This window comes from Reichenbachiella faecimaris, assembly GCF_900176375.1.
GTDB classification, from domain to species: Bacteria; Bacteroidota; Bacteroidia; order Cytophagales; family Cyclobacteriaceae; genus Reichenbachiella; species Reichenbachiella faecimaris.
This window is the reverse complement of the sequence record NZ_FWYF01000002.1, coordinates 935,819-961,138: the sequence shown is the minus strand read 5'-3', so window position 1 is coordinate 961,138 and position 25,320 is coordinate 935,819. Positions and strand designations below refer to the sequence as shown.

Sequence of the window (25,320 nt, the reverse complement as noted above, 5' to 3'; positions counted from 1 at the left end):
TCTAATTATCTACCGTTCGTGTAGCTATTCCAGCATTTTTATCGTAAATTATTGCTTTCTGTAAGGGATTCTTCTGTCCCTGATTGTTAAGTATTCAGACACTGAGGCGAGAGATATGAAACAATTAAGAACATACTATTTATTATTTGTCCTTTTACTCCTGACAAGGCAGAGTATGTCTCAGCAGGTGGGTTTTGATTTCCCTCCTGATGTTCATAAAACCCACATCCCTTTTGAGCGATACAACAATCTGATCGTTATTCCTGTCACTATCAACCATTCACTTACACTTAAATTTATTTTAGATACTGGTGTGCAATATCCAATTCTAACTGAAAAAGTATTCGGTGATTACTTAGGTCTTGATTACACCAGAAACATCACCATTCAAGGGCCTGGAGATCAAGATTCAATAAAAGCTAGAATTGCTCAGCAGGTATCTTTAAGCCTTCCAGGAGGAGTAGAGTCAGGGGTCAATCAGGCACTATTGGTGTTGGAAGAAGATTATTTAGAGTTGAAAAATAATCTTGGAACTGATGTTTTTGGTGTCATCGGCTATGACATATTTAGCCGATTTATTGTTGAAATAAATTATGACGATAGCTACATCGTACTTCATGAGCCAAGAAAATACAGACCTAGAGGTGCCTATAAAAAAATCCCGATGAAGGTGGTCAACACGAAGCCGTATATCGAAGTCACTCTCATGAAAAATGAAAAAGAAGGAAGAAGAATGCATCTAATGGTTGATTCAGGTGCTAGTCACGCCGTACTCGTAGATAACCCAGAAGATGAATCCCTTATCCCAGAACAAAATATTACTTCTGTCATCGGCCGAGGCCTTGGTGGAAATATAAATGGATACCTTGGCAGAATGACCTCTATAAAAATAGGGAAATTCGAATTTGAAGAGCCTATAGCTACATTTCCTATTGAAGGAGATTATGGTGCTGCAATAAAAAGAGGAAGTAGGAACGGTACGATTGGAGGGGAACTACTGTCTCGATTCAACGTGGTTTTCGACTATTTTAGTAGCAACTTATACCTCAAAAAGAGTAGCATGTACAACAAAGGGTTTGAGCATGATATGAGTGGCATGAATATAGTAGCGTATGGTGAGAAGCTAAACGAATTAAAAGTCAGTTCCGTACGATTTGATTCACCCGCATTTCAAGCTGGTATACGCGAAGGCGATCACATAGAGACCATCAATGGCTATTCACTTGAAAGCCTGAAATTTTCCGAATTCTCCTCTCTATTAAGGATGAAACCAGGGAAAAAAATTGTGGTTCGATATATCAGAGATGGAGAAGTTCAAAAAACCTCCTTTAAACTTGAACGATACATCTAATTTTTTAGCGAAAATTCTCAGTCAACGCAATTGCTTATCCAGCTAATACTTATCAAAAAAGGCTTCTAATCGCTTATAAATACAATTATTTGATAGGCCGCTTTATTTAAAAAAATCAGCGAAAAACAATTTATTCCTTAGCTTTGCGGTCTGAAAAATTCACAGGTATGACCCAAAATAAAATCAATCCATATCAACCAAACAATCACATTCGTATAGTAACCGCAGCCTCGCTGTTCGATGGGCATGATGCCGCTATCAATATTATGCGAAGAATTATCCAATCCACTGGTGTAGAAGTAATTCATTTGGGTCACAATCGTTCAGTAAATGAAATTGTGAACTGCGCCATCCAGGAAGATGCTCAGGCCATAGCCATTACCTCATATCAGGGTGGGCACGTGGAGTACTTCAAATATATGTATGACCTCTTGAGAGAGAATGGAAGCAACCACATCAAAATTTTTGGTGGGGGCGGAGGCACCATCTTACCTACCGAAATAGACGAACTTCATCAATATGGAATTTCGAGAATTTATTCTCCTGATGACGGTCGTGCCATGGGCCTACAAGGCATGATCAACGATATGGTAAAATCGAGTGACTTTGCTATTGGTGAAAATCTGAATGGTGAGTTGAAAGAAATAGATAAAAAAGACGCCAAATCAATCGCTAGAATTATTTCAGCTGCTGAGAACTTCCCTGAGCAGTCGGCCAACTTGCTAAAGGCTATTGACAAAAAATCAGAAACTTCAAAAACGCCTGTATTGGGAATCACTGGTACTGGAGGAGCGGGAAAATCTTCTTTAGTCGATGAATTGGTCAGAAGGTTTTTGATTGACTTTGAGGATAAAAGTATTGCCATCATTTCCGTAGACCCTTCTAAGCGAAAAACGGGAGGAGCACTACTTGGCGATCGTATCAGAATGAATGCGATCAACAATTCGCGAGTCTATATGCGCTCATTAGCTACTAGGCAGTCTAATTTGGCACTATCCAAATATGTCCAAGAAGCAGTGAATGTAGTAAAAACGGCAGGCTATGATTTAGTCATCCTTGAAACAAGTGGTATTGGTCAGTCTGACACAGAGATTATCGAACATTCTGATCTTTCACTTTACGTGATGACCCCTGAATATGGCGCAGCCACTCAGCTAGAGAAAATTGATATGTTGGACTTTGCAGATATCATTGCGCTCAACAAGTTCGATAAAAGAGGAGCGCTGGATGCGCTTCGCGATGTGAAAAAACAATACCAAAGAAACCATCAGCTCTTTGATGCCAACGTAGATGATTTGCCTGTTTTCGGTACGATTGCTTCTCAATTCAATGATCCTGGCATGAACAAACTCTACCGAGTGATCATGGACGCTATTGCGGAAAAAACAGGCGCCGACTTGAAATCCTCTTTTGAAGCCTCGGAAGAAATGTCTGAAAAGGTCTTCATTATTCCACCAAAGAGAACCAGATACCTTTCAGAAATTTCTGACAGCATCCGTGAGTATGACCTTTGGGTAGAAAAACAAAGACAGATTGCTCAAAATCTTTATGGCATTGATAAAACCATGCGTTTGTCGCAAGACGAAGATTTGAACCATAGGCTTAAAGAACTCTACAAAGAGACTTCACTTGATTTTGACCCAAGAAATCAACAAATTCTTGACGAATGGCAAACCAAAGTAGACAATTATAACTCTGACGAATTTGTCTATCAAGTAAGAGGAAAAGACATCAAAGTTCAAACCAAATCTGAATCATTATCTCATACTAAAATACCTAAGGTCTCCTTGCCAAAGTATGAAGGTTGGGGAGATGTTTTGAAATGGAACTTACAAGAAAACGTGCCTGGAGAGTTCCCTTATACAGCAGGCGTATTTCCATTCAAAAGACAAGGCGAAGATCCAACCAGAATGTTCGCAGGTGAAGGCGGCCCTGAAAGAACCAATAGACGATTTCACTATGTGTCTAAGGGCCTTCCAGCAGCCAGACTGTCTACTGCTTTTGATTCCGTAACCCTATATGGAGAAGACCCAGATCACCGCCCGGATATTTATGGAAAAATTGGAAACTCTGGCGTAAACATTTGCTGTTTGGATGATGCCAAGAAGTTATATTCTGGCTTCAATCTTTCAGCTCCTACTACCTCTGTGTCCATGACTATCAATGGGCCAGCAGCTACGATTTGTGCCTTTTTCATGAATGCCGCTATCGATCAGCAGTGCGAATTGTACATCAAAGAAAATCGGCTTGAAAAGGAAGTAGAAAAGAAAATTGCTGCCATCTACAAGGGCAGAGAAGACAAACAGCCAAGATACAATGGTGAATTGCCAGAAGGGAATGATGGACTTGGCTTGATGCTTCTAGGGGTCACTGGCGATCAAGTTTTGGATCTTGATGTTTACAATAAGATTAAAATTGAGACTTTAACCAAAGTAAGAGGAACCGTTCAGGCGGATATTTTGAAAGAAGATCAGGCACAAAACACCTGTATTTTCTCAACAGAATTTTCTCTACGAGTAATGGGTGACGTACAGCAGTACTTCATTGATCAGAATGTAAGAAATTTCTACTCTGTTTCCATTTCTGGTTATCATATTGCCGAAGCAGGAGCCAATCCAATCACGCAATTGGCATTAACCCTATCAAATGGTTTCACCTTCGTGGAATACTATGTGTCCAGAGGCATGAATATCAACAAGTTTGCACCAAACTTGTCATTCTTTTTCTCTAATGGTATTGATCCTGAATATGCAGTCATTGGCCGAGTAGCCAGAAGAATTTGGGCGAAAGCCATGAAGTTGAAATATGGAGCTGACAGCCGTTCTCAAATGTTGAAATACCACATCCAGACCAGTGGCAGATCACTCCATGCGCAGGAGATTGATTTCAATGATATCCGTACTACACTGCAAGCGCTTTATGCGATATACGACAATTGTAACTCCCTGCATACCAATGCTTATGACGAGGCAATTACCACCCCAACTGAGGAATCTGTAAGACGCGCCATGGCGATTCAGTTAATCATCAATAGAGAACTTGGACTAGCTAAAAATGAGAATCCTATCCAAGGCTCATTCATTATTGAAGAATTAACTGATTTGGTTGAAGAAGCTGTGCTCACTGAGTTTGACAGAATTACAGAAAGAGGGGGTGTATTAGGTGCCATGGAAACCATGTACCAGCGCAGCAAAATCCAAGAGGAAAGCCTGTATTACGAGACATTAAAACATACTGGTGAGTTTCCTATCATTGGTGTGAACACTTTCTTATCGTCCAAAGGTTCTCCTACTGTAATCCCTCAAGAAGTTATCAGGGCTACCTCAGAGGAAAAAGAATATCAGATCGAAATGCTGAATAACTTAAAAGAGTTTAGCAGTAAAGCATCTAACGAGGCACTGAGGAAGTTGCAAGAAACCGCCATTCACAATGAGAATATCTTTGAAGCCTTGATGGAATGTGTGAAGCACTGCTCTCTTGGGCAGATCACCAACTCATTATTCGAGGTGGGCGGGCAGTACAGGAGAAATATGTAAAAAAACAGCAGCCGACTCGTTTGTCGGCTGCCTATCTATACCAAACTAAGATAAACTTAATTAAGTCACTTTTATCGCCTTCCTTCCCAGAGGAATGCTGATGGTTTTGTTGGCGATCATAATACCCGATAATATGAGTGCCGCTCCAATAATTGCTTCTACAGCCAGAATTTCATCCAAAAATATGACCCCTAAAGCCACGCCATATATTGGCATCAAGTAGGTCACAAGCGACAGATACGAGGCGCTTGCACTCGCTAATATTCTATAATAAATCACAAAAGCCAATGCAGTGCCCAGCGTGCCTAAAATGATCAAAGAGCCTATGGATTCCCATGACAGTGCTGACCAAACCACTGGCCCCTCTACTGCCAGGGCAAAAGGTATCAAATAGATCGAGGTGACCAGAAGTTGTGAGCTTGGTGCATACAGTGGCTTTTCTTTCATCAAATGCATTCTCGAATACACCAGGGCTACTCCATAAGAAATCGCGGCCACTGCGACGGCCACTATTCCTAAAACAGATGCGTCTACACCAGACACTAACTCAGGAGAAACAAGCACCAACAAGCCTATAAAGCCAAGGGTTGTACCCACAATTCGTTCTACTGTCATGCGTTCATCAGCTATTGCGAAGTTGGCGATCAAAACTGTAGCCAAGGGAGTCAAACCATTCAAAATAGAGGCAATGGAGCTATCAATGTACTGCTCACCCCAGTTGATCAGGGCAAAAGGTACGGCATGAGCAAAAAAGCCGGCAATGGCTACGTGCTTCCAGAATTTCCATGATTTATTAAACTCATAGCCTTTGAATAAGAGCCAAATATTTAAAAGCAATGCTGCCAGTCCTATCCTTAAGGCTGCCAATGTGATTGGGGAAATCTCTACTACAGCTATCTTGATAAAAAGAAAAGACGGCCCCCAAAGGGTAGCTAAAAACAGCAGCAAGAGTAGGTTTTTTAGTTTCATAAGTGCAAAATTAAGATAAAGTTATTGGCCATCGCCAACAGCGTTTAATCCCACTGGCGATGGCACCAACGAGAATTTCGTTGGCTATTTGGTGAAAGACATTAACCCTATATGAGGAGTCTTTACTTCTTTGAGATATTCTACCAAATCGAATTCGCTCGTCGCGGTCACTCGTCTTTGCAGTTTCTCTGGTTGCTCGATCTGAATGCACCCATGTCCATTCAGCTTGGCAATTTTCAAATGTAGTGCTGGTGTTTCCATATCGATTATGCTTAAGTTTTGACAGAAAAGTTCCCGTCTTAAAATTTAATTGATGAGGAATGAAACGCCCGACTAAAAATTTCGTTCCATGAATTGGATGAATTGATTTAGTCAATTCCATGAATAAAACTAATACCTCAAAACAAACCAATGGAACTTCGTCATCTCAAACTGGTACGGGAAGTGGCCGACAAAGGCAGCTTAACCAAAGCCATGGAAAACCTTTATTTATCACAATCGGCACTGAGCCACCAACTCAAAGAGATCGAAACGCACCTTGGTGCTCAGCTCTTTCATCGTGTCAATAAGAAACTCATTCTGACAGGCGCTGGTCAAATCGTACTGGATTCAGCCAAGAAGATTCTGAGTGAAATAGACAAGACCGAAAATTCGGTAAAAAAATATGTGAATGGAGACAAAGGACTCGTCCGTCTCGCTACCCAATGCTACACCTGTTACCATTGGCTCCCTACATTGATGATCGATTTCAACAAAGAATTCCCCAAAGTAGACATTGAAATTTTTCCTGGTGTGACCGAAAATCCAGACAAATTGATACTGGATGGAGAGCTGGATTTGGCCATTACCAGTGATCACAATGATCATCCGGCACTGACTTATACAGAGCTATTTCGAGATGAAATGATGGTAGTAGTTCCTACTGGTCATGCCTGGACTAAAAAGCCTTATGTGGAGGCAGAAGATTTCAGAGAGCAGAATGTATTCATTCATTCATACCCTATTGAATCTGTAACTCTTTTCAATCAGGTATTAATGCCAGAAGGTGTAAAGCCAAAAAAAGTGATGCCCATACAGGTCACTGATGCTGTACTTCAAATGATCAAAGCTGGATTAGGTGTACAGGTCATGGCCAGCTGGATGGTGAAACCGTATTTGACTGACAACAATCTTGAACTTGTACCAGTCACTAAAAAAGGACTATACAGAACCTGGTACGCCGCGCATCTCAATCAGCCTGAGGCACCTGCTTACATCAATAATTTCATTGAGCATTTGAAGTGCAATGTGGGAGGAGTTTGCGAGTGCGATGGGGATTGTTGATCTGCTTCCTCAGAGTCCTCTACGAGTGACTCTGAGGGCTATGCTGTCTTATTCTCTTTCTTCTCTATAAGTCTGCTCTACCATGGGACCCAATTTCATCCCGCCTAACAAGTGCATGTGTAGGTGAAATACACTTTGGCCTGAGTCCTCATTGGTATTGATACTTAGGCGATAGCCCGTTTCGGAAATTCCTTCTTTTAAGGCCAGTCGCTTAGCTACTAAATGCATTTGACCTATTACCTTCACGTCCTCTTCCTGCAAATTGTTGATCGTAAGAATTCTCTTTTTAGGTACAATCAAATAATGAACAGGCGCTTGTTTTCTGAGTGGCACAAAAGCAATAATTTCATCATCCTCATATACAATGGTAGCAGGTAGCTCTCGATTGATGATCTTAGTAAAAGGTGATTCTTTGGCCAGTTTTTTGGCTTTATTTTCAGCATATTCAGGAGATTGTGCAGATAGCTGATGAGAGTAAATGACTAAGAGACTTATCAGAATTTTTTTCATCTGTCATTTCGTTTGATTCCTCGTAAAACTACCAGATCAGTACAATCCCTTAGGCACTTTCAGTCAATATTTTATATTTGTGATCCGTCAAACAACCAATTACTATGAAACTGAATCTCTCCTTACTTCTCCTACTTATTTCTTTAGCCACTTCCGCACAAAAGAAACTCACAGTTTCTGCCATCTACGAGAAAGATCTTTTTCAGGAAGAAACCATGAAAAGTCTGAATTGGATGAATGATGGGCAGTATTACACGGCGCTAGAAGAAAATAAGATTTTACGCTATGATGTGACCACAGGACTTCCTGATTCAGTAATCATTGATGGAAAGGCACTGAATCTAAAAATTGACGACTACAATTTCACCCCTGATGAATCGAAACTCCTCCTTCAGACTGACAAGCAGAAGATTTATAGAAGATCCTTTACGGCCGAATATTACATCTACTCTTTCAAAGGAGAAGAACTGAAGAAACTTTCGCCAAATGGTCGACAGTCTTATGCGACCATTTCACCAGACAATAAAAATGTAGGATTTGTACGCGACAACAATCTCTTCTTTGTGAAACTGGCCAATATGAGCGAACATCAAGTGACCAAAGATGGCAAAAAAGGGAGTATTATCAACGGGTCTACAGACTGGGTGTACGAAGAAGAACTCTACATTACCAAAGCCTTTTTCTGGTCGCCCAATTCGGAAAAATTGGCTTATTACAGGTTTGACGAAACTGACGTAAAAGAATATAATATTCAATTCTGGGACAATGGTGCACTCTATCCTAGAGACTACAAATACAAGTATCCTAAGGCAGGTGAAAAGAATTCTACGGTCACCATCAAAGTCTACAACCTGAAAGACAACACCACACAAGTTGTAGATTTGGGTAAAGAAACTGACATATATATCCCAAATATCCAATGGACGAAAGACCCTGATATTCTGGCCATCAAGCGACTGAATAGATTACAAAACCAACAGGACATCTTTCATTACAGTACCAAATTCAAGTCAGCTACAAACATCCTCACTGATAAAACCAAAACCTACATCCACGCTACTTATACCAATGAATGGATTTACTTGGACAATGGCACCCACTTTTTGATGTCTTCTGAACGCGAGGGGTACAAGCATTTTTATATTCATCGCATGGACGGCCAGCTAGAATACAAAGCCACTTCAGGAGCATTCAATGTAGAAAAATTGATTGCGCTGGATCAGCGCTCAAAAACACCAGTGCTTTATTATACTTCAACTGAGGGGTCTTCTCTTGACCGACAGTTATATCAGGTAGACTACAAAGGAAAAGGAAAATTGAAACTCAGTACCCAGTCTGGTGTGAACACGGCCGATATGAGTAGAGACTTCAAATATTATATCAGTTTTAATGAATCTGCCTCCAGCCCTATGAAAGTGTCCCTTATGACAACAAGAGGCAACAAATTAGTAAAAGTGATAAAGGATAATGCTAAGCTGAAAGAAACAGTGGCAGTGTATGGCCTAACCGAAAAAATACTTTTCGAAATAGAGGCTGCCGATAAAAAATTGCTCAACGCCTACATGGTACAGCCGACAGACATGGACAGCACGAAGAAGTATCCGCTACTCATCTATCAGTATAGCGGGCCTGGTAAACAAGATGTAAAAAACGAATGGCAAGGCCGACACTTTATGTGGCATCAATTATTGGCACAAAAAGGTTATATCGTAGTAGGAATAGACTGCAGAGGTACAGGCGGAAAAAGTGAAGAATTCAAAAAAATGACTTATTTGAAAATGGGTAAAATGGAAGCCGAAGACCAAGTAGCCGCAGCGAAATATTTAGGCACACTTCCGTTTGTTGACAAGAGTAGAATTGGCATTTGGGGATGGAGCTATGGTGGATATATATCTACATTGGCTCTTGAAACAGGGCCAGAAGTATTCAAGGCGGGAATTGCTGTATCTCCATTTTTATGGAAGTACTATGACACCATTTTTTCTGAAAGATACCTTCGCCGCCCTCAAGACAACCTAGAAGGATACAATGAATATTCGATCATTAGAAATGCTGGTAAACTTCGCTCTGAATACCTGCTCATTCATGGGACGGGAGATGACAACGTTCATTTTCAGAATGCCGTGACGCTACAAAACGAGTTAATCAATCAAGGCAAACAATTCGATTCCTTTTACTATCCTGACAATAATCACTCCTTAGTGGGCAAAAAGACCAAGGTTCATTTGTACACCATGATGACTAACTTCTTGTTGGAGCATTTGTAACGCGCCTCTGCGCGGCTTTAATACCCTACTCCATTTTTTTATGGATAGACTAAACATTATTTATTATTATATTCCGAAAAAATAACTAACGATAACATGAGTACAATTGGAATTATCCTGGCCATTATTGGCCTTATTATTTATTTACTGAGGCCTCAACTGGCTGAAGAAAATGTATTTGAAGGAGAGCAAAAAGTGCGTACCAAGGCACCACCCTTTCTTTTGATGTTCAGTAAAAAAATGGGCGCTGTTATTATGGGTGCAGGCACCACGTTGGCACTATTACCTTATCTATTTTTCTGGGCAGACGCTACAGAGCAATATTTTTTGGTTTACCCAACAGGAAATACCAGTGTGGTAACGAGTCAGGGCATAAAATTCAGAGGATTTGCTAAAATCACACCATGGCAAAAATATATTGACGTAAAAGTCGTGGATGACAAAGGGAGCAAATATGGCATTGAAGGCGTAATGAAACCAATACCCATCCGGTTTATAGATCAGGTAACAGCTACAGTCTACATCTCTTGTAGGTTTCAATTGCCACTTGATGAAGAGAGTTTTGAAACTTTGGCTATTAAATTTAGAAGTATGTCAAACCTGGTTAACAATACATTAATACCTACTGTCAGAGAGCAGACAAACAATACTGGATACATGTTTGCTGCTCAGGACTATATCTCAGGAGAAGCCCAGAGCTTTCGTCAAACGCTCGATGAGCAACTGAAAGATGGCGCCTATGCAGTCGAAAAACTCGAAAATAGAGACACAGTGTACGCTGATATCCAGCAGGCGAACGAAACTAGGAAAATCAAGGAGATACAAACCTCCTATTCTGTAAACAAGATTTTGATAGATGGCGTCCCAAAGCGCATCTCGCACGAGATTACAGAAAACAACATCATTGTGTCACAAGTAATTGTGGATGACGTGGTGCTGGAAGGTGCATTCAAAGAACGACTTGAAGCACAGCGAGATGAATCAGCAAAAAGACAGCTCGAACAGCAGAAAATAGAAACAGCAAAATCGTCTCAGCAAAGAATTTTAGCAGAAGGTGAAAGGGATAAAGCTGCAGAAAGGGTAGCGCAGGAAACAGAGCAAGTAAAACAATTGATCGCGATCGAAACCAAGTTGAAGCAAGAAAAAACTAACAAGGAATTAGCTGCTATTGCATTGGAGACAGAACGCTTGAAATCACAGCAGAGAAAAGTAGCTGCAGATGCTCAGGCCTATGAAAATGCCAAATTGGTTTCTGCGGGTCTTACCCCTCAGGAAAAAGCAGAATGGCAGTACAAAACCTCTGTGGGCGTGGCTACAGAAATTTCCAAGATACAATTCCCACAAACTATGATCACAGGAGGGAGCCAAAAAGGCGGTACACCATTGGAATCTTTGATTGGTGCGGCTATGGCGAAGCAACTTTTGGATTCGAAAGGTGGGTTTACACAATAAAAAACAAAGCTCCTCGAGATAATCCCGAGGAGCTCGCCTTTTTGAAACTGGTAGTCTCTAGTTCTTTACCAAAAATGGTTTGGTTTGTGTTACATGATCTCTGTAAGCAAATTTATAGAGGTAATAACCCGTTCTTAAGTTTTGCACATCTAGCTGAATGGTATGATGACCAGCCGATTTCTGAACTTCAATTTGTCGCTCTGTACGTCCCCACAAATCAATAATTTCTATCCACACGGTTCCGTCATCTGGCAAATCAACTTCGAGATTAGAGAAGCCATTGACTACTGGATTAGGGAAAATTTCAGAAACATTAAACGCTAACTTATTATCCAATTTGCCTTCAAATCCTAAATCCACAGTTCTAGCTGATGGTGCCGAGTAGGCTACATATTCACCCTGTTTTACATATACGGCATATCCACGAGCAGGCGCTTCCACCCACGCTCTACCACTTCCATAGACCTGAGTTGTTTGGCCATTATCAAAAGCGTTCACCAAAACGGTATTGTCCCAATTAGACCAGCCAGAAGGTGTAATATCTACCCAAAGGCCTTTAGTAGAATTACTATTATTGATCACAACAATGGCCCCATCTTTAGTGCCATTTCCTGCTCGTCTGGCTACATATACATCAGCTGCATCACCCGAAGGGTAAGGATTGCCTATATCACTGAGTACTTCAAGGCTTCCTCCCAAATAAGTGGATCTTACAAACATCAATTTGTTTATATCCTCTTGTAAACTCGCTGGAGAAGTCACAGTCGTATTCGAATCGTGATTGTCTACCAAGGTCACGTTGTAGTAGTGCGGATAGAATACACAAGGGCGACCTTCATGAGTAAGGATATAGGCGTACCCCATTTTCCAATCCTTGGTTACCCATTTGTCATGTTCCTTGCCTGTATCATGATTGTCTAGCCAAGTCACCACAGAAGTGCCAGGTAGTGCATGTCCATTTCCATTTCTAACCATCCCTGCATTGTTCAGCCATCTCATATCATAACTGTTTGTACCATTGCACATATCAGTCAAAGAAGATTTCAATGGAAAATCAAATCCATCCGCATCTGCTCCGTCTGCAGCCAGATCATTGACCCAATCATTGATTCGAGAATCTGAACCCCAGTATTCACCTACAATAAACCTTTGGTTTCCATTGAGCAATGGCAAGCTATTGACCCAATCAGCGGCATAGTCAGCCTGAAATCCTCTTACAAAATCAAGTCGGTAACCATCAAACCCGATTTCATTTGACAACCACTCTCCCCAATCCTCAAAACGATCTTGGACAACAGCACTGTAAGTATTAAAATCATTACCAAAGCCTTTGGTATTAGGGATGATCTCATCTCCTCCCCAGTCTCCCAACCAGTCATTACCATCCACTGGATGAAAATGAGAATAGTTCCAGCTATGATTAGGTTCGCCCGTGCCCGTATGGGTTACATAACTGATACCTGTATTGGTTCTGGCTTCTAAAGTTGTGCTGGCCAGGTTATTCCCATTGTACCAAACTTCTGCTGGATACAATCCATGATTTTGGTTGCCCCAGTTCCAGCCATTGGTATTGTCAATGGCCTTGAGTTTAATGACAATGTCATGAGCACTTGTTAGCGTCACCTGATATTCATCAATATCAGATGAAGAGCCAATAAACCCTCTCATAATTTGTCCCGAACCTGGAAAAACATCCGTATCTCCATTGCCCCCATTAGGTTCACTTTCCCAGGTATAAGTTGTATTGTCTCCTGAACCAGTCCAATCAATGGTCACTTCGTATCCACGACTGTCATAACTACCCCAGTCCATTTCAAACCCTTTGATTTTGATATAATAGTCGCCTGTTCCAGCATTGGGAATCACCCATTTGATTTCGTTTGACGGATATGGCACGTGTTGTGAACCATTGGTATAAGCCTCTGCAAATGTGTATGCTTTTACGGCAGGATTGACTTCTTCGTCTTCATCACTGGAGTACACGTGGTTCAATATGATATCTGCATACACTTCTATCTTTGGCTGACCTCCACTGGTATCATGCATGTCTGCAATCATGGCCTCCAATTCAGAACGACTTCCGAACCGCGTTTCAGTTGACCCTTTTTGATTGTAGTTGCCCAGATCATAGTGGTCATAGATGCCATAACCCATGTCCACAATACCCCAATTCCCTTTGGATGGGGAAGGGAGCCATAGGCCTGTAAATCCAGCATTTTTTAAATAGGTTGACTTATCAGCTAAGTTGTCCCACCAGTCACCATCTAGGTTGGTTTCATCTACTGGCAGATTCCAGTAAAATGCCTGCATCATCACATCATCCTGTGCCTGACTGGCCGTGGCAAACAGAAATGTGCAAAAAATCGTTAGTGTCAGTTTTTTGATCATATCGATTAGATTTTGAAAGTATCAGCCATCTGAGATCGCTGCCTGATTAACTATTAATCAAGTCTTCAAATGTGCTATTCAGGCTTTTGAAAAACGTCCTATTTTCTAAAATCAGCCAAGAAATTAAATCTCAAAACTGACTAGATCAATCGCTAATTCGCTGATAAACTAACAGTTACAAGGCGTATGACTTGAAATACTCACGTGGGCTCTTTTGAGTGATTTTTTTAAAGGCTAGGTTAAACGTAGACTTAGAATTGAAGCCAACCTCGTGAGCCAAACCCAAATAGGTGAGTTTTTCAAGTTTGCCAGTATTGGCCAAGTCAATGAATTCATCAACTCTATAGCCGTTTACATAATCCCTGAAATTTTGCTCAAAGTGTTCATTCAAAAGTTTAGACAGAATATGCGGCTTAGTGTCCATCAATTCGGCCAGACGATGCACATTGAGCTCGGCCTCATGATATACCTTTTCCTTTTCCATCAATTCTCGTAGTTTCAGTAGCAATTCATCCGCCTTATCAATATGCAATACCTGAGGCCGTTCTTTAAAAAATTGTGGGTCTCTCCAGAGAACTACTACTTCTGTCCAAATCACAAAAGAGAGTAGAACAAAAAACCACTTGTATTCTCCAGGATCTTCCGTGACCATACCCTGGCCATCTATATATAGATTGACAAAAACAAAAGCAAGACATATACCATTGACTAGGATCATGATCCGAAAAAATGAAGGTAATCTTCCTTTTACATTCCAGTCAATTTCTCTAAACAGTTTAGCCAAAAACCAGCAGGTCATCATTCCTCCTGTCCCAACCATCAGTAATTTGCCCCACGTCAGCAAACCAACTAACGGAATCGAAAAAAAAGCCATAAGTTCAATGTTCATCAATCTCAAAACTGCGATCAAGGAAGCTAAAACTATGGGCAAAAAATATTTCCAGGATATGCGTGCATTTTCCTTTTTTCCAATGTAATTGATAAACAAGTATAAAGTTGACCCCCATGCAAAAATGAGTGCCTGCCCTAAAATATGTAAATACGTCTGCCAAATAGGATTGACTACATAATAAGCTACTGCTCCCAGATACAACAGCCCAAGTATTCCGTGCATGACGGCAAATATTCGCTGTTTCTTTTGGTCACTTTTGAATATTCTCAATGAAAGTATCAAAAGAATAAACGACAAAAATGCAATGGCGAAATAGTAGAAGGTGAGATATTCAAAACTTCGTGCACCACCTAAATCCTGCCAGTTCTGAATTCGAATAAGTATGGTTCTTGAGGCTCTGTTTTTTACAAGTGTTCGGTTCGGAATGTATTCATTCTGATCGCCTGTCTCTACTTTCAACCAGCCTCCCCTAGTGAATTTGTATTCAATTACGGATTCAGTAAAGTTTAAAACAACAGCCAGTTGACCGTTTGGCTGCTTTCGCAAAAGATATTTTGGGTCTGTCGTATTCCAGTTGTTGAAAGTCCCAGTGATAAAAATAGAATCTTGTGCAGGAGTGGTTTCAGGAAGTGATTCAATAACGAACTTGATCTGACCAAAAGATGGGTAAGACAAGCAAAGAATAATCAAAAGCCCGTAGTAGTTTTTCACTGTCGTTTAAATTCAAATTGACTTTGACAAATTCAACGAGAGTATCTAATCAATAAAGTGAGGCGCTTGATTCACTTATGACCTGATACGCTGATTGAAATAAAACGTGCTTTTTGAAGCTTCAATTTACGTAGAAATTATAAGAAGTGTTCGTTCCCCATTTCAATTATTCTTTTATAAAGCTATTTTGATAAATCGCGGGAAAGACGGAATTTAGGGCATGGCAAGTTTTCAAAAAGAAATCTCACTCAACCCAAGACCAAGAGGTTTTCATCTGATAACAGATGAAATTTTGGATGGCATTCCAGAACTTAGAAATGTGCAGATTGGCATATTACAGATTTTCATCAAACACACCTCTGCAAGTCTTACGATCAATGAAAATGCTGACCCCACAGTACGTCAGGATTTCGAAAGTCATTTCAATGAATTTGTTCCAGAAAATGCCAGTTACTACCGTCACACCTACGAAGGTTCGGATGATATGCCAGCTCATATCAAAGCGTCAATGCTCGGAAGTTCAGTGTCTGTCCCAGTCACCAATGGGCGACTAAATCTAGGTACCTGGCAGGGCATATATCTCTGTGAGCATAGAGATTATGGTGGATCTAGAAAGGTTATGCTTACCGTTTTAGGAGAATAAAATTACTCGTAGAGCCTCAACTTTTGTGTATATTGACCTAACGCTGTAGTAATTTTTATCACATAAATACCTGGCTGTAGACCAAGTAAAGACGAGTTGACTTTGACCCTTTCCAATTGTTCTTCGTAGGGCAAATCCATATTAGTTCTTCCAGATAGATCGTAAATTGATGCTGTAATTATTTTCTCCTCATCCAACGATATATAAAAATCGGCCCCGATGGCCAAAGGCACTGGATAAATATCCAGCTCGTAGTTTTGACTCAAATTATAATTGATCTGCTTGACAGGAAAAAATTCATTCTTTCCATCATAATCCACTTGCTCCAGTTGATAATAGTAAATGCCTTTCTGAGAGAGGTAGTCCTTTATCTCATAACTTTTTTGCTCATCTGTAGTCCCATTTCCTGGCACCCAATCTATGATTTCAAAATCCACGCCATTGGTAGAACGATGGATATTAAAATGATCATTGTTTAACTCTGTGGCAGTCGTCCAACGCAAAGTAACATGGCCAATTCCTCTTTTGACGTTAAAAGAAATCAGCTCGACTGGCAAGGATGAGCATGCCGCGCCGCAACATCCACCACCTCCGCCACTACAACCTTCGTCTGCGCCGCCACTTACATCAGGTTCATTTCCTTCAAAATCACCTCCTACCACTACACCTCCGCCATCAACAATGAGTTCAGACCCTCCTCCATTATTGTCAAAGTCGCCCCCGACTTCCAGAGTTCCCCCATCCTCAACTGTGGTATGACCCGTTCCAGAGTTGTCATAATCACCATCTACCCTAAATGTCCCCCCGTTAGTTACGGTCACGCTACCAGTTCCAGAATTATCAAAGTTTCCAGTAACATATACATCAGAGGCATTAATGTTTATTTCTGCACCACTTCCTGCATCTACATCTCCTCTTACATCCATAGAAGCGCCATTAGAAAAATTTAAAACAGAACTACCATTGAGGCTTACTACAAACGTACCCGTAGTACCTGCATAACCAATCCCCACATCAAATGATGTTCCATTGAGTTCATGAGGACCACTTCCAAAACTTAAATCCCCTTCCACATTGTAATTTGAATTGGTGTGAGAAGTTGAATTCCCACCTATAGGTAAATCTCCGCCAATGTTGGCTGTGATGTCGATAGCAAAAAAATCTCCAGCAGTTGTGAAATCTCCAGCGACGTTGTATGTGCCTCCATTTAAAGTACTAGAAGCCCATTGCTCACGCATCGAACCTGCCTCTATTATCGCACCAGAAGCATTAATGGTACGACCCGTGTATGTAATTCTACCTGTGACTTCATAAGTTACCCCTGGGTTAATATTCAAAGTACCACTAACTGTCAAATCACCAACTGTAGTACAATCTGCTGAGATAGTACCACTTGTTGGGCATTGTGCAGACACACGCATACCTATAATAAGTATGCCTGCGCATAATATAATTTTTCTCTTCATTATTCTTTTCAACTTGCTGCCCGCTTAGATGAAGCACATACGAAGCGGAAGTGCAAAAGAGATTTAAAAGAATGATAAAAAAAGAAATTTTCGACGAAATGAATATATTGCCAGATAAATAATATTTATATCACTTAAAATTGAGATAAACGCAACTTTGTATTCTAATAGTACAATTTTAATACTACTAGAGCTATAAAATTATAAAACATAAATTTCCTGTTGATATAGCTACATGCGTATTGTTTGGTACGAATAAGCTCATATTGGAGAGATTTTAGACTCCCTGCGAGGAGAACAAATCGTATGATTAATTCCTAAAAATGGGTAGGTTCATCATCAATGCGCCTCCAACCAATTCACCCCTGTGCCCATACCCACTTCCATGGGTACATCTAGCGGAATGGCATTTTTCATGAGCTCTTCTACCTTCTTTTGGAGCATTGGGAGTTCATCCTTATGTGCATCAAAGACCAATTCATCATGCACTTGCATAATCATCTTGGATTGGAGTTTTTCCTTTTTCATCCAGTCATGAATGTTGATCATGGCCACTTTAATGATATCAGCGGCACTTCCCTGAATAGGCGCATTTACTGCATTTCGTTCTGCAAATCCTCTCACGGTAGCATTGCGAGAGTTGATGTCGCGCAAGTAACGACGTCTCCCCAGAATCGTTTCTACATATTCATGCTCCTTAGCAAAATTCACCTGATCATCCATATATCTTTTGATATTCGGGAATTGGGTAAAGTAAGAGTCTATAATCTCCGCCGCTTCTGTGCGTGAGATTCCGATATTTTGAGACAATCCAAATGCCGAAATCCCATAGATCAAACCAAAGTTTACCTCCTTGGCCTTGCGTCGAATGTCAGGAGTCATTTCGGCCATAGGTACATCAAAAACCTTTGAAGCTGTGGTGGAATGAATGTCCTGTCCGTCTTTAAAAGCCTTGATCATACTCTCATCCCTAGCAAAAGCGGCAATGATTCTTAGCTCGATTTGTGAATAATCAGCCGCAAACATCGTGTAATCTTTGCTTCTGGAAATAAAGGCCTTTCTTATTTCTCGTCCTTTAGCCGTACGAATAGGGATATTCTGAAGGTTTGGGTTGTTCGAACTCAATCTGCCTGTAGCGGCAACAGCTTGCCGATAATCCGTATGGATCAACCCATCCTTTTTGCTAATCAAAAGTGGCAAGGCATCCACGTAAGTGGATTTAAGTTTTTGGTATTCTCTGAATTCCAGAATTCTTTCAGCAATCTCATGTTCGGGTGCCAATTTGGATAAAATTTCTTCTCCAGTAGCATACTGACCTGTTTTGGTTTTCTTTGGTTTATCTACCAGCTGCATCTTATCAAATAAAATTTCACCCATTTGTTTAGGTGAATTAATATTGAATTCCTGACCAGCCAATTCAAAAATCTTATCCTGAGCGATTACACTTAGTTCGTTGAGATCTTTGGACATTTCTCCAAGTACATCAGTATCTATTTTAACCCCAGCGTACTCCACATCTGCCAATACAATGCTCAGTGGCTCTTCTACCTCGTGCAATAACTTCTCCAGCCCTCTTTCTTTAATTTCTTCTTCTAGTTTGAGCTTTAGCTGCAAAGTGATATCCGCATCTTCGCAAGCATAATCCACCACATCTGCTACAGGTATATCACGCATGTTCTTTTGTGACTTGCCCTTACCAATTAAATCCTCTATTGGAATGGCCGTATAGTTCAAATAATTTTCGGCCAATACATCCATCTTGTGTCTGGACTCAGGGTCAATAAGGTAATGCGCCAGCATGGTGTCGAACATTTTGCCTTTCACCTCCACCCCATAGTTTTTCATCACCTGAATATCATATTTCAGGTTCTGACCAATTTTAAGTATATCATCATTCTCTAACACAAGTCGGAATTCTTCCACAATGACTTGAGCCTCTTTTTGATCGGCTGGTATTGGCACGTAATAAGCCTCTCCTGGCACATAGGCAAAGGCAATTCCTACTAATTCAGCCTCTTCAGGATTTACACTGGTGGTTTCAGTATCAAAACAATACTCTTCCTGAAGTGATAAATATTTTACCAATGATTTCCTCAGCGCTGGGGTATCAATGCAATGATAATCGTGTTTGTGATTCTTGGCATTTTTCTTTTCTTGAATGACTGGCTGAACAGACACTTCTGTCGCAGCATCACCAAACAGCCCAAGTTGGGAGGGAGCTGGTGCTTTCTTTTTTGCAGGTGCCTTTGCCGCAGGAGCTGAAGCATCATCTATATCAAAGATTCGCTTGAGCATTGTACGAAATTCCAACTCTTCAAATATTTCTTTGACTTTGGCCTCATTTGGGTCACAATGTTCTAAGTCTTCAGCATTAAATTCAATAGGCACATCAATTTTGATGGTGGCCAATTCTTTCGAAAGAATGCCTTGCTGTCCAAACTCCTCTACCTTTTCTTTCATCTTACCCTTCAGGTCAGCCGTATTTTCTAGCAAACCTTCAACCGTTCCATAGGACTGCAAAAATTTGATGGCCGTTTTCTTACCTACTCCAGGTATACCCGGAATGTTATCAGCAGCATCTCCTTCTAGCCCCAATATATCACGAACTTGATCTACATTCTCAATTTCAAACTTGGCTAATACTTCAGGAATGCCAAGTACATCCACACCATTGCCCATATATGCAGGTTTGTAGAGGTAGATATGTTCTTCCACCAACTGCGCATAATCCTTGTCTGGGGTCATCATAAACACTTCGAAGCCATCGCGTGCGGCGGCTTTCGCCAAAGTACCTATCACATCATCTGCTTCAAAACCATCCATTTGCAATATGGGAATATTGAAGGCTTTCAAAATGTCTTTAATGATAGGGGTCGCTGTCCTAATGTCTTCAGGCGTTTCTTCCCTATGCGCCTTGTATTCGGGAAACTGGACATGTCTAAAAGTGGGGGCACTTGTGTCGAACGCCACGCCTATGTGAGTAGGTTTTTCTTTTTTTAGAATCTCCAACAACGAATTCATAAACCCAAATACTGCACTTGTATTCATGCCTTTGGAATTGATTCTTGGATTTTTGCTAAAGGCAAAATGGGCGCGATAGATCAGGGCAAATGCGTCTAGAAGGAACAGTTTTTTCTCAGGTTTACTCATGTGAGTAAAGGTAAGAAAATGATCGGAACAGTGGAGGTACGACTCACTTGATTCAATCGCATGTTATGAAAAATTATAGCAATCTGAATTGCTGTCTATAGTGGAATCCCATCAAGTCGTGCCTCCACTCCGCATCAAAGATCAAGAAAAGGAAGCATGTGCCCGGCAAACTTCACAGCCCAGGTCATGGGATATCCCCAAAAGATACTGCTCATCCACATGTATTTGATAATGTCATTTTTACGCCCACCAAAAGCATTGACCAAAATAGCTCCTCCCAAAGGAGACAGCAATACAGGAGTGAGGAAAGACATGCCTGCCACACCATACTTGAGCCAAAGCTGGACGTACTTTCTGTTTTTTTTTGTAAATACCTTTTTGTCCCTAGATCGGAACACACGCTGAGAAAAATGTCTAATGTGTGCACCAAAATAGGTGAAAACGTAAACTGTCGTCATCATCCCCAGAATGGTCAACGTACCCGTGAAGAAAACACTATAGCCAAAGGAAGCGCCAAAGACAGGCCCAAAAACAAACTTCACGCCACTAGAGCCATAAATTAATAAGTACTTCAGGATTTCTTCGAGCATAGAATTATTGGATTCAGCGGTAAAATTACGCGCGCCTATTTGATTTAGACGAAAAACAATGATTTTTGTGCTTCGATTTTCAAAAGAATACATGCAGCCTGCAGATATAGAATTATTAAAAACCCTTTGCGGCATTTTTGCCCCTTCTGGTAATGAGTCCGCTATGACCGAATTTCTAATTGATTATGTCAATAAGAACAAGGCTAATTGGAAAGTACAGCCAGCGCTCATTTATGGAGATGAATTTCAGGATTGTTTGATCCTAAAATTTGGTAACCCCAGAACAGCCATTTTTGCGCATATAGATTCTATTGGATTTACTGTCCGTTACGAAAATCAATTGATTCCGATTGGTGGGCCAGAAACTGAATCTGGTTATCAGCTGGTAGGTCAGGATTCCATGGGACTTATAGATTGTAAGCTCAAAGATGAAGATGGGCACTTGTTCTATGATTTTGGCCGGGGGATAGAATCAGGAACAGATTTGGTTTTTAAATCGGATTTTAGGGAAACTGATGACTACGTACAATCCTGCTACATGGATAATCGCTTGGGCGTGTTGAATGCACTAAAAGTTGCCGAAACACTCGAAGATGGACTCATCATTTTCTCTTGTTTGGAAGAACATGGAGGCGGTACGGTTCCCTTCCTTTGTAAATGGATGTATGAAAATCATCAAATCAAGCAAGCACTTGTTTCTGACATTACTTGGGTAACTGAAGGAGTAACTCATGGCAATGGTGTAGCCATTTCATTAAGAGACATGAGTATTCCCAGAAGAGAGTATGTTGATAAAATAGTCGCGCTAGCAGAAAACTCAGGAGTGAATTATCAAATAGAAGTTGAGAGAAGTGGTGGTAGCGATGGTCGTGAAATTCAACTCTCCCCCTATCCTATAGACTGGTGTTTTGTTGGTGCACCAGAAGATCACGTCCACTCACCAGATGAAATCGTCTACAAGGATGATATAAATGCCATGATCAGCCTTTACACATATCTAATGAAACACTTATGATCAAAGTTGCAGACAAACATTTCGAAGAGTATCTGACTGCAGATCAAATTCAGTCTTGCGTTAGACAATTGGCACAGCAACTAGATAAAGACTTTGCGGATAAAAATTTGCTGATCCTTGGCATCCTGAATGGCTCCTTCATGTTTGTGGCTGACTTGGTCAAGTATATGACCATAGACCCTGAAATCAGCTTTCTCAAGTTTGCTTCTTACGAAGGAACGTCCTCCAAAGGCGAGGTAAAAGATTTGATAGGCATCAATGAAGATTTAACAGACAAACACATTTTAATCGTAGAAGACATAGTGGACAGTGGCACCACTTTAGGTCATATTCTGGAACTTTTGAAGAATAAAAAAACGGCTTCCATTAGTACCGCAACTCTCTTTTTTAAACCAGAGGCCTACAAGCAAAATATAGAGCTTCAATACGTTGGGAAAGAGATTCCCAACGTATTTGTGGTTGGCTACGGGATGGACTATCAAGGCAAGGGTCGAAATCTTACTGGATTGTATCAATTAAAGCCCTGATTTCACCCCAATTAATTTATTATATTTGCCCCTTTTTTGTAGAATACTAAGTAATACTCACTAATATATAAATCATGCTAAACATCGTATTATTCGGCCCTCCAGGTGCTGGTAAAGGCACTCAGAGTGAAAAAATAATAGATCAATATAATTTGGTACACCTATCAACTGGTGATTTATTTAGAAAGCATTTGGGCGAAGGAACTGAACTAGGCAAGCTAGCTCAGAAATACATGGATGAAGGAAATCTTGTGCCAGATGAAGTAGTTATCGGAATGGTAAAGGACAAGATTGCTACTACTATAGATCCTCAAGGATTCATTTTTGACGGTTTTCCAAGAACTGTAGCACAAGCAGTTGCGCTTGAAGATATGCTCAATGATTTTGACACCTCCATCAGTGGAATGATTGCCCTTGATGTACCCGATGAAGAACTAAAAACAAGGTTACTCGAAAGAGGTAAAACTTCAGGTAGGTCTGATGACCAAGATGAATCTAAAATCGACAACCGCATTCAGGTTTATAAAAACGAAACGCTACCTGTAGCTGAGTTTTACGAGAATCAAGGCAAATACAACAAAATTCATGGTGTAGGAGCTATCGAGGAAATCTACTTGGCCATTCGCCGAGTGATGGACGGGCTGTAAAAAAACCAATTCACAAATCTCAAATGACAAAATCCGAAAGACGCGATCTGGGTTTTGTCATTTTTTTGTTTGAACAATGGTAAAGAGGGGTTTTTATAACCCTAATAAAGAAACAATGTACTTTTGTCACTTCGACGAAAGGAGAAATCTTAACAAGATAAGGAAGATACCTCCTCTGTCGATATAACAAAATAAAAAACAAACAAGTGGCATCTTCAAACTTCATTGATCACGTAAGGTTTTGCTCCCGTTCGGGAAATGGTGGGCCAGGTTCGGTACACTTTCGTAGAGAAAAACACGTGCCTAAAGGTGGCCCTGATGGTGGAAATGGTGGCCGTGGGGGGCATATAATACTACGTGGTAATCGTCAACTTTGGACATTGCTTCATTTGCGCTATAAAAAACACGCCATTGCCGAAGATGGCAAACCAGGTGAAGGAGGTAATAGAAGCGGGTCAGAAGGCAAGGATATTATTCTCGAAGTGCCACTAGGAACTATTGCCAAAGACGCTGAAACTGGAGAAAAAAGAGTAGAAATTCTTGAAGAGGGTCAGGAAATTATCCTGACTCCAGGCGGACGTGGCGGCCTTGGCAATGACAATTTCAAGAATGCAACAAACCAAACTCCTCATTACGCACAGCCCGGAGAAGACGGCATAGAAGAGTGGATCATTCTAGAACTGAAAGTTTTAGCTGATGTAGGTTTGGTAGGCTTCCCTAATGCAGGAAAGTCAACGCTCCTTTCAGTCCTGTCAGAAGCCAAGCCGGAAATAGCCAATTATCCATTTACTACACTTGTCCCTAACCTTGGAGTAGTAGCTTATCGAGACCATAAGTCTTTTGTGATGGCTGATATCCCAGGGATCATTGAAGGAGCAGCAGAGGGAAAGGGATTGGGTATTCGATTTTTAAGGCACATCGAGAGGAACTCTATTCTATTGTTTATGGTGCCAGCAGATGCAGATGACATCAGGAAGGAATATGAAATCCTGCTAAAGGAATTAACCAAATACAATCCAGAACTTTTGGACAAACAAAGAATGTTGGCCGTCACCAAGTCGGATATGCTGGATGACGAACTGATGGAGGAAATGAAAAAAGAAGTACCTACGGAGCTACCTTCCATTTTCATATCTAGTGTGGCTCAAAAAAACCTGGATCCACTGAAAGATATGATTTGGCAAAGTATCAACACCTAACCTGACACGATTTTATTGTAATAAAAAAATTTAGGACAATCTGTCACAGATTGCCCATTGGCAAAGTAATTGTCAAACCAATGAAGCATTTAATTGTGAATACTAATGGCAAAAAATAATAAAAAAGCTGACAAGAAGTCGGAAGAGACAGTAGTGGAGGAGCCACAGGTGAAGAACGAAGAAACTGTCGAAGAAAAAGAGGAGCAAAAAGAAGAACCACAGGAGGAATTAAGTGCTGAAGAAAAACTTCAAGCAGAGGTAGCAGAGTCCAAAGACAAATACCTCAGACTGTATTCTGAATTTGAAAACTTCAGAAGAAGAACCTCAAAAGAAAAGCTGGAGTTAATCAACTCTGCAAGCGAAGGTTTGATCAAAGCATTGCTGCCTGTTTTAGACGATTTCGAGAGAGCAGACCAATCAATGACTGAAGATGCAGATGTTAAATCTGTGAAAGAAGGAGTTGATTTGATTTACAATAAATTTAAAGGCATCCTTGAGCAAAAAGGAGTGAAAAAAATCGAGGCCGATAAAGGTTCCGAATTTGATGTGGAGTATCACGAAGCCATCACACAAATTCCTGCACCTGAAGAAGGGCTGAAAGGAAAAGTGGTAGATGTAATTGAGAAGGGATACCAACTCAATGACAAGGTGATCAGATTTGCGAAAGTAGTAACCGGAGCATAA

Annotated in this window: 19 protein-coding genes; 11 read left to right on the top strand and 8 right to left on the bottom strand. The window is 40.7% G+C overall.

Annotated elements, in window-relative coordinates; genetic code table 11:
- Positions 1–175 precede the first annotated feature (175 nt).
- Both B9A58_RS11880 and B9A58_RS11875 read left to right on the top strand, forming a co-directional pair.
- A complete protein-coding gene (locus tag B9A58_RS11880; protein WP_176214763.1) occupies positions 176–1,351 on the top strand; it encodes an aspartyl protease family protein in 1,176 nt (391 codons plus the stop codon).
- A gap of 167 nt (positions 1,352–1,518) precedes the next feature.
- A complete protein-coding gene (locus B9A58_RS11875) occupies positions 1,519–4,887 on the top strand; it encodes a methylmalonyl-CoA mutase family protein (RefSeq protein ID WP_084373056.1) in 3,369 nt (1,122 codons plus the stop codon).
- Between the two features lie 60 nt (positions 4,888–4,947).
- Here the strand turns inward: B9A58_RS11875 and B9A58_RS11870 are convergent, their stop codons facing one another.
- Together B9A58_RS11870 and B9A58_RS20380 are read right to left on the bottom strand one after the other, a co-directional pair.
- Positions 4,948–5,856, bottom strand: a complete 909-nt coding sequence (locus tag B9A58_RS11870) for a DMT family transporter (RefSeq protein ID WP_084373055.1) — start codon at positions 5,854–5,856, stop codon at positions 4,948–4,950.
- Positions 5,857–5,940: 84 nt separating this feature from the next.
- Complete coding sequence (locus B9A58_RS20380) at positions 5,941–6,117, bottom strand: hypothetical protein (RefSeq protein ID WP_176214762.1); 177 nt, start codon at positions 6,115–6,117, stop codon at positions 5,941–5,943.
- 150 nt (positions 6,118–6,267) lie between these two features.
- On the opposite strand from B9A58_RS20380, the gene B9A58_RS11865 reads away from it, so the two are divergent.
- Positions 6,268–7,179, top strand: a complete 912-nt coding sequence (locus B9A58_RS11865) for a LysR family transcriptional regulator (RefSeq protein WP_084373054.1) — start codon at positions 6,268–6,270, stop codon at positions 7,177–7,179.
- A 48-nt stretch (positions 7,180–7,227) separates the two neighbouring features.
- Here the strand turns inward: B9A58_RS11865 and B9A58_RS11860 are convergent, their stop codons facing one another.
- Entirely contained in the window at positions 7,228–7,689 is a 462-nt protein-coding gene (locus B9A58_RS11860; RefSeq protein ID WP_084373053.1) for a histidine triad nucleotide-binding protein, read from the bottom strand.
- Between the two features lie 104 nt (positions 7,690–7,793).
- Here B9A58_RS11860 and B9A58_RS11855 point away from each other — a divergent pair, with 104 nt between their 5' ends.
- Both B9A58_RS11855 and B9A58_RS11850 read left to right on the top strand, forming a co-directional pair.
- Complete coding sequence (locus B9A58_RS11855) at positions 7,794–9,956, top strand: S9 family peptidase (RefSeq protein ID WP_084373052.1); 2,163 nt, start codon at positions 7,794–7,796, stop codon at positions 9,954–9,956.
- A 96-nt stretch (positions 9,957–10,052) separates the two neighbouring features.
- The gene (locus tag B9A58_RS11850; RefSeq protein ID WP_084373051.1) at positions 10,053–11,408 is read left to right on the top strand and encodes a hypothetical protein; all 1,356 of its coding nucleotides are present in this window, start codon (positions 10,053–10,055) and stop codon (positions 11,406–11,408) included.
- Positions 11,409–11,465: 57 nt separating this feature from the next.
- Here the strand turns inward: B9A58_RS11850 and B9A58_RS11845 are convergent, their stop codons facing one another.
- Complete coding sequence (locus tag B9A58_RS11845) at positions 11,466–13,796, bottom strand: T9SS type A sorting domain-containing protein (RefSeq protein ID WP_084373050.1); 2,331 nt, start codon at positions 13,794–13,796, stop codon at positions 11,466–11,468.
- Positions 13,797–13,971: 175 nt separating this feature from the next.
- Positions 13,972–15,399 (bottom strand): helix-turn-helix domain-containing protein, encoded by a 1,428-nt coding sequence (locus tag B9A58_RS11840; RefSeq protein WP_084373049.1) that lies wholly within the window; start codon positions 15,397–15,399, stop codon positions 13,972–13,974.
- A 220-nt stretch (positions 15,400–15,619) separates the two neighbouring features.
- On the opposite strand from B9A58_RS11840, the gene B9A58_RS11835 reads away from it, so the two are divergent.
- On the top strand, positions 15,620–16,042 hold the full coding sequence (locus tag B9A58_RS11835) for a secondary thiamine-phosphate synthase enzyme YjbQ (protein WP_084373048.1): 423 nt from the start codon (positions 15,620–15,622) through the stop codon (positions 16,040–16,042).
- 2 nt (positions 16,043–16,044) lie between these two features.
- On the opposite strand, the gene B9A58_RS11830 is transcribed toward B9A58_RS11835, so the two are convergent.
- From B9A58_RS11830 to B9A58_RS11820, 3 genes are all read right to left on the bottom strand, one after another.
- Positions 16,045–17,508 (bottom strand): T9SS type A sorting domain-containing protein, encoded by a 1,464-nt coding sequence (locus B9A58_RS11830; RefSeq protein WP_084373047.1) that lies wholly within the window; start codon positions 17,506–17,508, stop codon positions 16,045–16,047.
- 339 nt (positions 17,509–17,847) lie between these two features.
- Complete coding sequence (polA, locus tag B9A58_RS11825) at positions 17,848–20,658, bottom strand: DNA polymerase I (protein WP_084373046.1); 2,811 nt, start codon at positions 20,656–20,658, stop codon at positions 17,848–17,850.
- A gap of 134 nt (positions 20,659–20,792) precedes the next feature.
- A complete protein-coding gene (locus B9A58_RS11820) occupies positions 20,793–21,248 on the bottom strand; it encodes a hypothetical protein (protein WP_139793855.1) in 456 nt (151 codons plus the stop codon).
- Positions 21,249–21,306: 58 nt separating this feature from the next.
- Here B9A58_RS11820 and B9A58_RS11815 point away from each other — a divergent pair, with 58 nt between their 5' ends.
- The 5 genes from B9A58_RS11815 to B9A58_RS11795 all read left to right on the top strand — a co-directional run bounded on the left by B9A58_RS11815 (position 21,307) and on the right by B9A58_RS11795 (position 25,320).
- Complete coding sequence (locus tag B9A58_RS11815) at positions 21,307–22,263, top strand: M20/M25/M40 family metallo-hydrolase (protein ID WP_245827069.1); 957 nt, start codon at positions 21,307–21,309, stop codon at positions 22,261–22,263.
- Positions 22,260–22,790, top strand: a complete 531-nt coding sequence (hpt, locus tag B9A58_RS11810) for a hypoxanthine phosphoribosyltransferase (protein WP_084373043.1) — start codon at positions 22,260–22,262, stop codon at positions 22,788–22,790. The genes B9A58_RS11815 and hpt overlap by 4 nt, the downstream gene beginning before the upstream one ends.
- Positions 22,791–22,864: 74 nt before the next feature.
- Positions 22,865–23,437 carry an adenylate kinase gene (locus tag B9A58_RS11805; RefSeq protein ID WP_084373042.1) on the top strand — a complete coding sequence of 191 codons (573 nt, stop codon included), beginning with the start codon at positions 22,865–22,867 and terminating at the stop codon, positions 23,435–23,437.
- Between the two features lie 206 nt (positions 23,438–23,643).
- Positions 23,644–24,636 carry a GTPase ObgE gene (gene obgE / locus B9A58_RS11800; RefSeq protein ID WP_084373041.1) on the top strand — a complete coding sequence of 331 codons (993 nt, stop codon included), beginning with the start codon at positions 23,644–23,646 and terminating at the stop codon, positions 24,634–24,636.
- A gap of 105 nt (positions 24,637–24,741) precedes the next feature.
- The gene (locus B9A58_RS11795) at positions 24,742–25,320 is read left to right on the top strand and encodes a nucleotide exchange factor GrpE (RefSeq protein WP_084373040.1); all 579 of its coding nucleotides are present in this window, start codon (positions 24,742–24,744) and stop codon (positions 25,318–25,320) included.